The organism is Roseivivax halodurans JCM 10272 (assembly GCF_000521785.1).
Lineage (GTDB): Bacteria > Pseudomonadota > Alphaproteobacteria > Rhodobacterales > Rhodobacteraceae > Roseivivax > Roseivivax halodurans.
In genome coordinates, this window is sequence record NZ_JALZ01000006.1 from 1 (window position 1) to 14,128 (window position 14,128).

The 14,128-nt window shown below is 67.6% G+C and carries 13 protein-coding genes; 3 read left to right on the forward strand and 10 right to left on the reverse strand.

The features are described 5' to 3' along the window. Positions 1-3 precede the first annotated feature (3 nt). The 4 genes from OCH239_RS07240 to OCH239_RS07255 form a co-directional block, all read right to left on the reverse strand. Positions 4-858, reverse strand: coding sequence for a 4-(cytidine 5'-diphospho)-2-C-methyl-D-erythritol kinase (locus tag OCH239_RS07240; protein ID WP_037260477.1), 855 nt, complete (start codon positions 856-858; stop codon positions 4-6). Beyond that, positions 845-2,569 (reverse strand): tetratricopeptide repeat protein, encoded by a 1,725-nt coding sequence (locus tag OCH239_RS07245; RefSeq protein WP_037260479.1) that lies wholly within the window; start codon positions 2,567-2,569, stop codon positions 845-847. The genes OCH239_RS07240 and OCH239_RS07245 overlap by 14 nt, the downstream gene beginning before the upstream one ends. Positions 2,570-2,747: 178 nt before the next feature. Further along, on the reverse strand, positions 2,748-4,397 hold the full coding sequence (locus tag OCH239_RS07250; protein WP_037260481.1) for an electron transfer flavoprotein-ubiquinone oxidoreductase: 1,650 nt from the start codon (positions 4,395-4,397) through the stop codon (positions 2,748-2,750). Positions 4,398-4,517: 120 nt separating this feature from the next. Beyond that, positions 4,518-5,375: an SDR family oxidoreductase gene (locus OCH239_RS07255; protein WP_037260483.1), complete on the reverse strand. Its 858-nt coding sequence runs from the start codon at positions 5,373-5,375 to the stop codon at positions 4,518-4,520. A 199-nt stretch (positions 5,376-5,574) separates the two neighbouring features. Between OCH239_RS07255 and greA the strand changes: the two genes are divergently transcribed. Then, positions 5,575-6,045: a transcription elongation factor GreA gene (gene greA / locus OCH239_RS07260; RefSeq protein ID WP_037260485.1), complete on the forward strand. Its 471-nt coding sequence runs from the start codon at positions 5,575-5,577 to the stop codon at positions 6,043-6,045. A gap of 18 nt (positions 6,046-6,063) precedes the next feature. Next, complete coding sequence (locus OCH239_RS07265; protein WP_037260487.1) at positions 6,064-7,059, forward strand: hypothetical protein; 996 nt, start codon at positions 6,064-6,066, stop codon at positions 7,057-7,059. A 12-nt stretch (positions 7,060-7,071) separates the two neighbouring features. On the opposite strand, the gene OCH239_RS07270 is transcribed toward OCH239_RS07265, so the two are convergent. Further along, the gene (locus OCH239_RS07270; RefSeq protein WP_037260489.1) at positions 7,072-8,610 is read right to left on the reverse strand and encodes an ATP-dependent DNA helicase; all 1,539 of its coding nucleotides are present in this window, start codon (positions 8,608-8,610) and stop codon (positions 7,072-7,074) included. 81 nt (positions 8,611-8,691) lie between these two features. On the opposite strand from OCH239_RS07270, the gene OCH239_RS07275 reads away from it, so the two are divergent. Further along, a complete protein-coding gene (locus tag OCH239_RS07275; RefSeq protein ID WP_051489350.1) occupies positions 8,692-9,441 on the forward strand; it encodes a metallophosphoesterase in 750 nt (249 codons plus the stop codon). On the opposite strand, the gene OCH239_RS07280 is transcribed toward OCH239_RS07275, so the two are convergent. From OCH239_RS07280 to OCH239_RS07295, 5 genes are all read right to left on the reverse strand, one after another. After that, positions 9,438-10,079, reverse strand: coding sequence for an acyl-homoserine-lactone synthase (locus OCH239_RS07280; RefSeq protein WP_037260492.1), 642 nt, complete (start codon positions 10,077-10,079; stop codon positions 9,438-9,440). The two genes, OCH239_RS07275 and OCH239_RS07280, sit on opposite strands and share 4 nt — an antisense overlap. A gap of 77 nt (positions 10,080-10,156) precedes the next feature. Then, a complete protein-coding gene (locus OCH239_RS07285; protein ID WP_037260494.1) occupies positions 10,157-10,885 on the reverse strand; it encodes a helix-turn-helix transcriptional regulator in 729 nt (242 codons plus the stop codon). After that, a complete protein-coding gene (locus OCH239_RS23095; RefSeq protein ID WP_084782259.1) occupies positions 10,824-11,030 on the reverse strand; it encodes a hypothetical protein in 207 nt (68 codons plus the stop codon). Before OCH239_RS23095 ends, OCH239_RS07285 begins: the two co-directional genes overlap by 62 nt. A 257-nt stretch (positions 11,031-11,287) precedes the next feature. After that, on the reverse strand, positions 11,288-12,574 hold the full coding sequence (gene ccrA / locus OCH239_RS07290) for a crotonyl-CoA carboxylase/reductase (protein WP_037260497.1): 1,287 nt from the start codon (positions 12,572-12,574) through the stop codon (positions 11,288-11,290). A 131-nt stretch (positions 12,575-12,705) separates the two neighbouring features. Next, complete coding sequence (locus OCH239_RS07295) at positions 12,706-14,097, reverse strand: 1-acyl-sn-glycerol-3-phosphate acyltransferase (protein WP_051489351.1); 1,392 nt, start codon at positions 14,095-14,097, stop codon at positions 12,706-12,708. Positions 14,098-14,128 lie beyond the last annotated feature (31 nt).

Below are 14,128 nucleotides of genomic sequence, written 5' to 3' on the forward strand. Positions count from 1 at the left end.
ACCTCAAGAAGAAGGGGCGTGCGCCGCAAGGGTGGTCGCCCGCACCCACCACCCGGGCTCTGCGCGGGCGATTTCCTCCGCAGCCTGATCCGCTTCGGCCCGTGTATCGTAGAGACCGAAGCAGGTCGCGCCGGAGCCCGACATGCGGGCGAGGCGCGCGCCGGAGAGGGCCGCGAGAACCGCACCGATCTCGGGCGCGATCGCCCGCGCCGGGCCGGCGAGGTCGTTTCGCTGCGTCGCGATCCAGTCGGCGGCGTCCGCGGGGCAGGACAGCAGCGGCAGATCGGTCGGCATGGGCGGGTTCTCGCGGACAGTCAGGCGCTTGAACACCTCGGGCGTCGCAACCGGAACGCCGGGATTGACCAGAACGGTCGGCAGGGGCGGCAGGATGTCCACGGGCCGGCGCTCGTCTCCGACGCCTCTGACGCGCTGCACGCGCGGATCGAGGCACATCGGCACGTCCGCCCCGAGCGCGACGGATCCCTCCGGCACCGGGAGGTCCCAGAGGCGCGAGAGAAGACGCAGGGCTGCGGCCGCATCGGAGGAGCCGCCGCCGATCCCCGCCGCCGCGGGCAGGTGCTTGTCGAGGATGAGCCGCGCCCCGCGGGGCGCATCGAAAAGGCGGGCTGCCGCAAGGACGAGGTTCTCCGGCCCGGTCGGGACATCCGCTCCCATCGGACCGGTCACCTCCAGCGTCAGCGCATCCGCGGGTTCCGCCGTCACCGTGTCACCGACATCCGCGAAAGCCACCAGCGAATCCAGCAGGTGGTAGCCGTCGGACCGGCGACCGGTGACGTGCAGCGTGAGGTTGACCTTGGCGGGGGCGTGTTCGCTCACCCGCGCATCATTCTCCCGCATCGGCGGCAACGTCGAGCGGATCGGAGCCTTCCTCCGCGAGGACGCGATCGAGACCGACCTCGAGCTTGCGGCGGATGCGGTCAGGATCGGCGTCCTGGCTCACCTCCTCGTAATCCACGAAGGACAGCGCGCGCATCCACATGAACTCCGCCTCGCGCTCGCGCCCGACGGCCCAGTAGACGTCGCCGAGATGGTCGTTCACCACAGGATCGATCGGCATCAGTTCCGCCGCGCGCTCCATGTGGCCGACGGCCTCCTCGTAGCGACCGAGACGGTAGAGCGCCCAGCCGAGGCTGTCGACGATGTAGCCGGACTCGGGCGAGAGATCGACCGCCTTCTCGATCATGCCCAGGGCCTCGTCGAGCTTCTCCTGCTGCTCGACCAGGCTGTAGCCGAGATAGTTCAGGACCTGCGGCTGCTCGGGATTGAGCTCGAGCGCCTTGCGGAAATCGGCCTCCGAGGAGCCCCAGTCGCCCATGCGCTCGTGGCTGATGCCGCGGGCGTAGTAGAGGAACCATTGCGCGGGATCGGGTTCGGCGAAATCGTCGAGCGCGGCACTGTAGGCCTCGATCGCCTCGTCATAGCGCTCGAGCTGGCGGTAGAGATCGCCGAGCGAGGACATCACGACCGGAAGATCCCCGTGGCTCTCGGAGAGCGATTCGAGCACCTCGACAGCGGCATCGACCCGGCCCGACTGGCGCAAGGAGGCGGCGCGGCCGAGCTCGGCGGCGTGGAAGGACGGATCGTCACGGGGCACGCTGCGATAGGCCTCGACCGCGAGATCGTGCTGGCCCACCTCGTCGTAGAGCTCGGCGGTCAGCAGGATCGCGTCGACATGTTCGGGTCGCAGATGCGTCGCCACGCGGGCATAGATCAGGAGGAAGTCGCTCGACATCTCGGAGGCGAACGCCCCGGCGAGCGTGTAGAAGACCTCGGCCAGCCCGTCGCGCGCGCTGCGGGCATGGGTGAAGGGAACCTTCTCGCCGGAGGTGAGCTTGGCGCGGAGTCCGCGCAAGGCGGGATCGATGTCGGCGGTGAAGGCCTCGTCGATGAGATCGGCGGCCTGCGCCGACCGACCGAGCTGGCTCAGGATCTCCGCTCGGGCCATGATGGCGCGGCGCGTGCCCTGGACGGCTTCCATGGTGCCGGAAGCGAAGATCGCCTCGGCGCCCTCGTAATCGCCGACGGAGGCGAGCGCGAGCGCCTTGTGATAGGAGGCGAAGGGACCGAGCCCCTCGATCGACTTGACCTCGTCGAAGGCGACGAGCGCGGCGGACATGTCGCCCTCGCCGAGTAGCGCCCACGCCTTCACGAGGCCGTCCACGAGCGCCCCGATGCCCTTGCCGCTATCGATAAGCGCGATGGCTCCGGCATAGTCGCCATTACCGAGCCTCTGCGAGATCAGCCCCATCTGCGCGATGCGGCTGCTTTCTCCGAGATCGAGGAGGCGCTGGCCGAGCGTGCCGGCCCGGTCGAACTCGCCGAGCGCCATATGCGCGAAGACGGCGTTTTCCAGAAGGCCGGGGCGGTCCTCGTCGCGGGCGATGGTGCGGGAATAGTAGCGCGCGGCGGCCTCGAAATCGCCTTCGATGCTGGCGGCGCGGGCAGCGAGGTAGTCGCCGGCAAAGCCTTGCGCGGTACCGAGGGATGGAGCGGCAAGGCTCGCGGCCAGCACCGCGCCAAGGGTCCAGTGGCGTGCCCGTCCGGCCATGTCGGTCTCTCCTCGTTGCCGCTCGATACCTGCCGGAGACTATCTGGCGCTGCGGGCGCACGCAACGCGGCGCTTTCGATGCGGTCCGGCGAGCGGTGTCACGGTTTCGTCATGCCAAAAATGCAGACGCCGGCCCAGCAGGGGACCGGCGCCTCGAGCGTCGCGTGACGAAGTGCCGTCACATGTTGGGATAGTTCGGCCCGTCTCCGCCCTGGGGCGTAGTCCAGACGATGTTCTGCGCCGGATCCTTGATGTCGCAGGTCTTGCAGTGAACGCAGTTCTGGAAGTTGATCACGAAGCGCGGCTCGGTGTCGGTATCGACGAATTCGTAGACACCGGCCGGGCAGTACCGCTGGGAGGGCCCCGCGAATTCCTTCCAGTCGACCTCGACCTGCTTCTCGGGCTCCTTCAGCTTGAGATGCGAGGGCTGGCTCTCCTCGTGGTTCGTCATCGCGAAGGACACGTTCGTCAGCCGGTCAAAGCTGATCTTGCCGTCGGGCTTGGGGTAATCAATCTTGGGGAACTTGGACGCCTTGCCCGTCGCCGCGGCATCGCTCTTGCCATGCCCGAGCGTACCCAGCACCGAGACGCCGAAAAGCGAATTGGTCCACATGTCGAGCCCGCCGAGCGACAGCGACGCCGATAGGCCGTATTTCGACCAGAGGGGCTTCACGTTGCGCACGGATTTAAGATCCTTGCCGATGGCACCGTTACGCACCTCGGTCTCGTAGGCGGTCAGCTCGTCCGAGACGCGCCCGGCCTTGATCGCGTCGAAGGCGGCCTCGGCCGCGGCCTTGCCCGAGAGCATCGCGTTGTGGTTGCCCTTGATGCGGGGGACGTTGACCATGCCCACCGAACAGCCCAGCAGCGCCACGCCCGGCGCGACCATCTTGGGCATCGATTGCCAGCCGCCTTCCGAGATCGCCCGCGCGCCATAGGCGACGCGCTTTCCGCCCTCGAGCAGGTCCTTGACCAGCGGGTGATGCTTGAAGCGCTGGAATTCCATGTAGGGGTAGAGGTGCGGGTTCTCGTAGTTGAGATGCACCACGAAGCCCACATAGACCTGGTTGTTGTCGAGATGGTAGATGAACGACCCGCCGCCCGCGTTCTTGCCGAGCGGCCAGCCCATCGTGTGGGTGACCGTGCCCTCGCGATGCTTGGCGGGGTCGATCTCCCAGATCTCCTTCATGCCGAGGCCGTATTTCTGCGGCTCGACGCCCTTGTCGAGCTCGTACTTGGCGATGACCTGCTTGGACAGCGATCCGCGCACGCCTTCGCCGAGGAAGACGTACTTGCCGTGAAGTTCCATGCCGGGCTCGTAGCCGTCACCCGGCGTGCCATCGGGGTTGAGGCCGAACTCCCCCGCGACGACACCCTTCACCTCGCCGTTCTCGCCATAGACGATCTCGGAGCAGGACATGCCCGGGAAAATCTCCACGCCGAGCGCTTCGGCCTGTTCGGCCATCCAGCGGCAGACATTGCCCATCGAGACGATGTAATTGCCGTGGTTGTTCATCAGCGGCGGCATCGGCCAGTTCGGAACGCGGGCCTTTCCCTCCTCGCCGAGGAGGTAAAAGTTGTCCTCCTTCACCTTCACGGTGATCGGCGCGCCCTTTTCCTTCCAGTCGGGAATGAGCGCATCGATGCCGCAAGGGTCGAGCACGGCGCCCGAGAGGATATGCGCACCCACTTCGGAGCCCTTTTCGAGCACGACGACCTCGAGCTCCGCGTCGAGTTGCTTGAGCCGGATCGCGGCGGACAGGCCAGCCGGCCCCGCGCCCACGATCACCACGTCGTATTCCATCGTCTCGCGCTGGATGTCGCTCATGTCTCTCCCTTCGGGCGGCGGCGCCCTTCTCCGTCGGTGTTCCGGTGAACTAAAGCGCGCCGCGCCGCAGGGTCAATCGTGACACGGCGTCCCGAGGACCCGGAACGCCCTGCGCACGGCTCAGGTGTTCACCACGTAGCCACCGTTCGGGTGCAGCGTCTGGCCGGTCATGTAGCTCGCATCATCGCAGGCGAGAAAGAGATAGCTCGTCGCGATCTCCCACGGCTGGCCGGCGCGCCCCATCGGGGCCTGCGTTCCGAAATCGGCGACCATCTCGTCCGGCATCGATCCGGGGATGAACGGCGTCCAGACCGGCCCCGGCGCCACAGCGTTCACCCGGATGCCGCGATCGAGCAGCGCATTCGCCATGGAGCGGGACAGCGCCAGAGTCGCGCCCCGGGTCACCGAATAGGTCACCAGCTTGTCGTTGCCTTTGAAGGCGTTGACCGAGGTCGTGTAGACGATCGCCGCGCCCTCCTTCAGGTGCGGCAGCGCCGCCTGCGTCAGGAACATCGGGTGCATGACGTTGCTGTCGATGGTCCGGCGGAGCCGCTCTTCCGAGATGTCCTCGAGCCCGTCGTCGAGCCATTGCTGCGCGGCGTTCACGACCAGCACGTCGAGCTTGCCGAAGCGGTCGAGCGTCTGGCGAATGGCGCTCTCGGCATGGTCCTTCTCGCCGAGATCGCCGGGGATGAGGAGTGCCTCAGATCCCTCTTCCTCCTCGACGAGGCGCTTCGTCTCCTCGGCGTCCTCGTGCTCGTCGAGATAGGCGATGGCCACCCTCGCCCCCTCGCGGGCGAAGAGATGGGCGGTCGCGCGCCCGATGCCGCTGTCGCCGCCCGAGATGAATGCGACGCGGTCCTTGAGCTTGCCGACGCCGGTATGGCGCGGCACGCAATCGGGCTCGGGGCGCATGTCGTGCTCGTCGGCGGGCATCCGGTCCTGGTGCTGCGGCGGAAAGGCGGTGTCGTCGGCCATGGCGGGTCTCCTCATGAGGGCTTGCCGGTGGAAGTCGCGGCCCCCCGGCCCTGTTCCGCCCCGGACCGGTGGGTTCGCAAATGCGCATCGGCGGCCGCCTGCCCCCCTTGAACCGGCGCCTCCGATCGGTTTCAGTAGCCAACTGACGCACCGGAGCCGCAACCTTGCGGCTCATCTGCCCCACGACGCTGGACCACCCATGGACAAGATACCGATGACCCGCGCGGGCCACACCGCGCTCGAGACCGAATTGAAGACCCTCAAGTCCGAGGAACGCCCGGCCATCATCCGCGCCATTTCCGAGGCGCGCGAGCACGGCGATCTCTCGGAGAACGCGGAGTACCATTCCGCGCGCGAGAAGCAGAGCTTCATCGAGGGCCGCATCAAGGAGCTCGAGGGCATCCTGTCGCTGGCGGAGGTGATCGACCCCAAGACGTTGTCGGGCGCGATCAAGTTCGGCGCGACCGTCACGGTCGTCGACGAGGACACCGACGAAGAGAAGACCTGGCAGATCGTCGGCGAACACGAGGCCAATATCGAGAAGGGCCTTCTGAACGTGAAATCGCCGATCGCGCGGGCGCTGATCGGCAAGGAAGAGGGCGACAGCGTTGAAGTCCGCACCCCGGGCGGCGACAAGGCGTACGAGATTCTCAAGATCACCTACGTCTGACTTCTGGAGAGGCCGCCCATGGCCGATGACACCAACGCCCGCCGTGCGCCCCTCGGCCTGAGCGACCACAGCACTCGCGGGGGCCCCTCCGGAGGAGAGACCCTCGCGGTGGCTCTGGGGGCGCTCTGGATCGCGCTGTCGGGCGGATATTTCCTCTTCTCCGGCGCGACGGGGCAGGACGGCCTGCGCTTCGTGCTCGTGCTGATGACGGTCTTCCTGCCGGTGGCAATGATCTGGGTCGCGGCGACGGCGATGCGGGCGACGCGGATCATGCGCGAGGAGAGCGCGCGCCTGCAGGCCACGGTCGATGCGCTGCGCCACGCCTATGTGGCGCAATCGCAAGGCGGCCGGAACGATCCGCAGATCACGACCATTGCCCGGAACGTCGACGAGCTCCTGAAACGGCAGCGGCAGCGCGCCTCCGGCACCGACGAGCAGCCGCCGCAGCCCGGACCCTCCGCCGAGGCGAAGGACGGCAACGCCCAAGGCTCGCTCGCGTTCGGACCGGCCGCCGAAGAGACCGTGCCGCAGCTCTCGAATTCCGACCTGATCCGCGCGCTGAACTTTCCCAGGACCGCGGAGGACAAGGAAGGCTTCAACGCCCTGCGCCGCGCCTTCCGGGACCGGCCGGCGGCACAGCTCGTGCAGTCCGCGCAGGACGTTCTGACGCTTCTCTCCGAAGAGGGCGTCTACATGGACGATCTCTCCCCCGACCGGGCCCGCCCGGAGATCTGGCGCCGCTTTGCCCAAGGGGTGCGCGGCCGCGAGGTCGCGGCGCTCGGCGGCATACGAGACCGCTCCGCGCTCGAGCGGACGGCGAAGCGGATGCGCGAGGATCCGATCTTCCGGGACGCCGCGCATCACTTCCTGCGCCTCTACGACAAGGCGATCGCGCGGTTCGATCCGGTCGCGACCGACGCGGAGATCGCCGACTTCGCGGACACCCGGTCCTCGCGCGCCTTCATGCTGCTCGGCCGGGTCGCCGGGGCCTTCGACGGGCCACAGGGGACCTGACGCCGCAGGCCCCTACCCCTCCGCGGCGTCCGTCTCGACCTCGAGAGCGAGCGGCGCGGCCTTGCGCGGCAGATCCTCGATCGTCAGCGGCGTCGTTGGCTTCGAAAGCCGGTTGCGCACCACCCAGTGCAGACGCGACGAGGCGCGCGTGATCGCGACATAGGCGAGGCGCTTCCAGAGCGGCTGCCCTGCCTCGACCCGGCCCATCCGGGCGGCCGCGTAGAGGTCCGGCGCGAAGACTTGCACGTCCTGCCATTGCGAGCCCTGCGCCTTGTGGATCGTCACCGCCGCGCCGTGCAGGAAGGTCGCCCCCATGCGCGCGGCGAAGGGAATGAACGGCTCCTCCTCGTCCGGCTTCTCGATCTTCACGATGGACGCGGCCGACATCCGCGGATCCTCCGCTCCCACGACGTGAAGCCGCGAGAACCCCGAACGCTTGCCAGGCCCGAGATAGATCACCTGCGCGCCCTTGATCAGGCCCCGCGCCTCGAGATCGAGCCGCTTCTTGCGGTGCTTGAGCGGCAGTTCGATCCCGTCGCAGATGAGCGGCTCGCCGATCAGAAGCTCGGTCTCGGGCGCATCGTGCACCGCGCGGAAGGCGTTGATCAGGCGGATGCGCGTAGCGTTGCGCCATACGAGGACCGGCGAGCGCGCCATGAGGTCGACCTCGACCCTCTGCGCCCAGACGACGCGGTCGTCCGCCCTCGCCTTCTCCTCCACCATCCGCTCGAAATCCTCGAAGCCGAGCTCAGGATCCGCGAGCGCATGGGCGAGATCGAGGATCGGGTTGTCCGCGGCCTGACGGTGGATGCGGCTGAGCTCGAGCGTCTCGTCTTCGGGCACGTCGTCGAAGACCATCTTGCCCGACTGGTTGACCGGCGCGAGCTGCGCCGGGTCGCCGAAAAGGACGAGGTTCGGGAAGATCTCCTGGAGGTCCTCGAACTGGCGCTCGTCGAGCATCGAGGCCTCGTCGACGAAGCCCACGTCCAGCGGCTCTTCCCGCCGCTTCCAGCCGGTGATGAAGTCCGATCCCCGCAGTCCCGCGGCCGCCAGCGCCGCCGGGACCGACTTGTGGCCCTGATACGAGGCGAAGGCGCGGTCGAGCATCTCGGGCGTCAGGTCCTCGATCTCGGGCTTTTCGACATTGCCCATCAGCCATTCGGCGATCTTCTCGTATTCGGGATCGTAGACCGGCGTGTAGAGGATGCGGTGGATCGTCGTCGCGGGCACGCCGCGGGTCCGCAGCACGCTCGCCGCCTTGTTGGTCGGCGCGAGCACCGCCAGCGTCCGCCGCTCGCGCCGCTTGCGCGCCTCGTAATCGCCCGAAACGAGATCGACGCCGGCCGATTGCAGCGCTTTGCAGAGCTCGGCGAGCAGCAGCGTCTTGCCGGAGCCTGCCTTGCCGAGAAGCGCCAGTCGCTTCGACGCGCCGCCCCCCGGAGGCCGGGTTGTGCCGTCGGTGAGGTCGATGCCCGCCTCGCGCAGCATCTCGCTCACGCGGTCGTAGGCCTCTGCCTGGTCGTCGGAGAAGGTAAGCTGCGGCGTCGTCATGGCGCGACCCTATCCGTGCCGATCCGCCGGGACCAGAGCCCGTGCTTGGCTCCGCCGCCGGGTCATATTACGGAGGTCGTCATGCGTTTCCTGCCCCGCCTCCGCAGCTTCCTCGGCCGGCATATCGATGCTCCCCTCGACCCCGACGCCCCGTTCGCGGCCATCGGCGACGTGCACGGGCGCGACGACCTGCTGGAGAGGCTCCTCGGACGGCTCGAGGGGGAGCTTCCGGCAGGCGCGCCCCTGGTCCTGCTCGGCGATTACGTGGACCGCGGGGCGGCGAGCGCCGGGGTGCTGCGCCGCCTGCAGGCGCTTGATGCCGAGGCCCGCGTGACCTGCCTGTGCGGCAACCACGAGGCGATGCTGATCGAGTTTCTCGATTATCCGGTTCTGGCCGGACCGAGATGGCTGCGCAACGGCGGCGTTCAGACGCTTGAGAGCTTCGGCGTGACCGGAATGCCCGCCGGACCCGAGGCCTCCGACTGGGAGGCTCTGCGGGACCGGTTCCGGGGGGCGATGGGCGGCGACCTCGAAACCTGGCTGCGTGCCCGTCCGCTCCGCTGGCAGAGCGGCAATGTCGCGGCCGTCCATGCCGGCGCGGACCCTGCCCGACCTTTGTCGGACCAGCGGGACGACGTCCTCCTCTGGGGGCATCCCAGCTTTGCGACCATGCGCCGCCGCGACGGAACGTGGGTCGTGCACGGCCACACGATCGTGCCGAGACCGGCCGCGGCGGGCGGACGCATCTCGGTCGACACCGGCGCCTATGCCACAGGCGTTTTGACGGCGGCCATCGTGGAGCCCGGATCCGTCCGCTTCGTCAGCACCTAGGCAGCGCTCGCCGCCGCGGCGCGGAGCGGGGTCCGGCCGAAGGCATCGTCGAACCAGCGGCGCGACTGGTCCGGCGCGATGCCCGCGCTCTGGGCCACGCGCGCCTGCGCTTCGGGCGTGAATTCCCACAGGCCGATGGAGATCGCTCCGCGCCCCTCCCCGGTCGTGCCGAGCACCTCGGGCGAGGCGCCGATCCGGCGGTAGATCCGCACCATGCGCGCATCGAAGACGCCGACGTAATGCTCGACGCCGAAGCCGTGCATGACCTCGCCCCCCGCCAGCATCAGCGCGGCGGCGGTGCGTGGATCGGTCTCCCGCGCGAGGCAGAACCGCGTGCATTCCCAGATGAGCGGGCTGACGATAGTGCCGCCGCCGATCAGGTCGGTGAAATGCTCGTTCACCATTGTCCGCCCGGTCGTCGGCAGAAGCCGCATGGAGCCGCCATGCGAGCCGTCCGCCTTTTCCCAGATGACGTAGAGCGGATCGAGCGCGTCGTATTGATCGACCTCCGCCCCGTCGGGCCGCAGGGGCAGATCCCACCCGAGCCGCGTGACGAACTGGTCGGCGCGGTCTCGGAACATGCCGTCGCGCAGGCGGGGGTGGCGAACGAGGTCGGTGCCGTAGATGTATCGGATCATGGAATGTCCCTCCGCAGACGTGATGCAGGGACACTCGCTTAAACGCGGTTAACGGCCTCCAAGTCGCACGTGCGGCATCACACCACGATCGCGCCGCGCTGCAACGCGCGGGCCACCGCATGGGTGGTGTTGACGGCCCCGAGCTTGTGCCGCGCGCTCTCGATATAGACCCGCAGCGTGTGCTCCGAGATCGAGAGCGTGCTCGCCACCTGCGCCCGGCTGTATCCCACCGCGAGCAGCGTCAGGGCATCCACCTCGCGCGGCGAGAGCGTCACGGCACGGTCGGGCGTGCGATCGGGCTCGAGGTCCAGGGCCTTGCGATTGAAGTCGTGCGCAAGGAGGATCATGTCGCGCCGGTTGCGCTCTATGAAATCGGCCCAGGTGGCGTCGTCGCAGGAATCGTTGCAGGTGAAGAGCGCGAATTGCCCGTTCGGCCCGCGGATCGGGATCGAGTATCCCTGATTGCCCACCCCGTGCTCGATCGCATCGGCGAGAAAGCCCCGGGCGGCCCGGCTCGACCAGTCGAGGCGCTTCCACTCGACCGGGTGGAAGCGCTGGTAACAGCCGAGGATCACGGGATCTATCCGCACGTACTTGCGCTCGAGATAGCGTAGCACCCAGGCCTCGGAATAGGTGCCGCACCCGTATTGGTCGCCGTTGCTGTTGACCCAGTGATACACCACGTTGGTGATGCCGTATTCGTCGCGAATACGTTCGGACAGGGCCTGCAGATCGTCGATGCCCTCAGCGGAGTCCAACCCGGCGAGAACCCGGTCGATCGAGCCAATCGTGGAGACGTAGCCCATCGTGGGCCTCCTCTTCGCGCGACGCGATCTCGATATGCGCGACGAGCCTTGTGTCGTCCAGCTGCACCGCAAGAGCCGACAGCCCGTTCTGGCGCGCATAATCTCCGAGATCGGACAGAACGTCGATGATCCAGTCGTGTTTCATCGTTCTCGCCCCCAAAAGGTTAACGTTGTGTTAATCGAAATTACCAATTCGTGGGGCCGCTGCCTATTCGCGGATTGTCCTTCCCCAGATCAGGGGAAGGCGCGGCGCGCGAAGGCCTTCCTCCGATTGGGCGTCCGTCCCGGACCGAGCCAGCCCCCCGCGACCCGGATCCATTCCCTGGGGCGAATCGCCTCGTCCGGACCAAAAAAAGGGGGCGCCGAGCGCGCCCCCCTTAACCTTCCGCTCACGCGTGTCCGTCACTTCCGAGCTTCGAGCGCGTCCTCCAGCGTCCGCAGGCCGGTCTTCGGGGATTGCACCAGCACCGACATGTTCCCCGGCTTGTGCTCGTTGCGCATCATCTTCATGTGCGCCGCGGGGATCTCTGCCCAGGGAAAGACCTCGGACATGCAGGGATCGAGCCGGCGCTCGAGCATCAGCTTGTTCGCCGCCGCCGCCTGCTTGAGATGGGCGAAGTGCGACCCCTGCAGGCGCTTCTGGTGCATCCACATGTAGCGCACGTCGAACGTCGTGTTGAACCCGCTGGTGCCGGCGCAGATGACGACCATGCCGCCCTTCTTCACCACCAGCGTCGAGACCGGGAAGGTCGCCTCGCCCGGATGCTCGAAGACCATGTCGACATTCACGCCCTTGCCGGTGATGTCCCAGATCGCCTTGCCGAACTTTCGCGCCTCCTTGAGCCACTCGTTGTATTCGGGCGTGTTGACCGTGGGCAGCTGCCCCCAGCAGTTGAAGTCCTTGCGGTTGATGACGCCCTTGGCGCCCATCGACATGACGAAGTCGCGCTTGCTTTCGTCCGAGATGACCCCGATCGCATTAGCGCCCGCCGTGTTCGCCAACTGGATCGCGTAGGAGCCGAGCCCGCCCGACGCGCCCCAGACCAGCACGTTCTGGCCGGGCTTCAGCTCGTGCGGATGGTGACCGAACAGCATCCGGTAGGCTGTGGCGAGCGTCAGCGTGTAGCAGGCGGCCTCCTCCCAGGTCAGGTGCTTCGGGCGCGGCATGAGCTGCTGGGCCTGCACGTTGGTGAACTGCGCGAAGGAGCCGTCCGGCGTCTCGTAGCCCCAGATCCGCTGGGTCGGCGAGAGCATCGGGTCGCCGCCGTTGCACTCCTCGTCGTCGCCGTCGTCCTGGTTGCAGTGGATCACCACCTCGTCGCCGACCTTCCAGCGCCGCACCTTGTCCCCCACGGCCCAGACGATGCCCGACGCGTCGGAGCCCGCGATGTGGAACTCGGCCCCGTGCACGTCGAAGGGGGAGATCGGCACGCCCTTGCCCGCCCAGACGCCGTTGTAGTTCACGCCGGCCGCCATCACGAGCACGAGGACCTGATGGCTGTCGAGCGTCGGGACGTCGACGACTTCCTCCTGGAACGACGTGTCCGGATCCCCGTGACGCTCCCGCCGGATGCACCAGCAGTACATCTTCTTCGGCACGTAGCCCATCGGGGGCATTTCGCCGACCTCGTAGAGATCCTTCTCGGGCGCGTCGTACTGGGCGATGTCTGTCTGCGTGTCGAGAGCCATCGGAGCCTCCTTCGTGATGTCCTGAGGGGGCCCGGGACGCCTTTGCCGCGCCGCAGAATCGCCACCCGTTTGGTGACGGATAACTTTCGCCACGCAACAATTCAACACGAATGACGCGGCTGTTTGAAACTTTATGACCCCGCAGGTGCAGAAAGTTTCATCTTCGCGCCCGGGTCAGGGACCAGATGCGCAATGGAAGCGGCGTAATATTCCGCGAGCGCCCGGCCGCTCTCGGTGACGCGGTAGCCCCCTTCGGCCTCCTCCGCGATCTCGCGCTCGATGAGCGTCCGCAGCCCGAACTCCACCGCGTAATCGCGCTGGCCCCGTGGCAGGTGCACCGTCCCTCCCTTCAGGCCCTCGACGGCCTTGCCAAAGGCGCATTCGAGCCCCGCGCGGTCGAGCGGCCCCTCCGACAGCAGCAGATGCGCGACCATCGGCACCGGCAGGACGGGGGTCACGGCGCCGATCCGGCTCAGAAGTTCGGTCCCGAGGCGCTGCGGCGCATCCGCAAGTTCGGGCCTGTCCCGCAACGACAGAGGCGTTCCGAAACTCACCGCGGCATAGCCGAAGCGGTGGAACCGGCCCGTCAGCCGAAGCCAGAGCTGGCGCAACGCGAAGCGCGCGACGACCCCGATGCGCGCATCGAACCGCCGCCCCCCCTCGGCCGCCGCCTTCACCAGGATGCGGTCCTCGAGCACACGGTCGTAATTGAGCGCGACCGGCACGAAGACGACGTCCCGCTCGTCGAGATCCGCGCCATCGGTGATGTATTTCAGAAGACCGACCTTCGGCGTCGAGAGCGCGCCGTCGAGGCTGAGACCACCCTCGGGAAAGATCGCCTGTGTCACCCCGCCGGTCGTCGCCATCTGCACGTAGCGCTGCAGCACCCGGCGATAGAGCCCGTTGCGCGACTTCCGCCGGATGAAATAGGCCCCCATCGCGCGGATGAGGCGGGAGAGGGGCCAGACCTGCGCCCACTCGCCCACGGCATAGGAAAGCGCGGAGCGGTCGGCCGCGAGGTAGGTGACCAACACGTAATCCATGTTCGAGCGATGGTTCATGACGAAGACCACCGTCGCGTCCTTGTCGATCGCCGAAAGCTCGCTCGTGTCGTGTCGCACCATCCGAACGCGGTAGAGCGCGTTGGAAAAGGCGCGCGCGGCCCGGATCGCTATGCCGAAATAGGCGACGGCCGAGAACGACGGCACGATCTCGCGCGCATAACGGCGCGCCTCCTCGAAGGCGACGTCCTCGCGCACGCCGGTCTCGCGGGCATGCTCCACGATCGCCTCGGTCACTTCCGGATCGTAGCAGAGCCGCTGGATCAGGTCGTAGCGCCGGGCGAGTTTGAAGGGCTGGATCGGCCGTTCGAGCCGCTGGTTGAGCCGCGCCACGGCCCGTTCGAGACGCCGCCGCAGGAACCAGCGCACCGACGGAAACAGGAAATGCGACGCGAAGGTCACCGCCGCGAACGCCAGGATCAGAACGAATAGCCAGACGGGAAGAGTGACGGTCGCGGTCATTGCGGCAAGGTCGCAGGCGCGCGGGACGCTG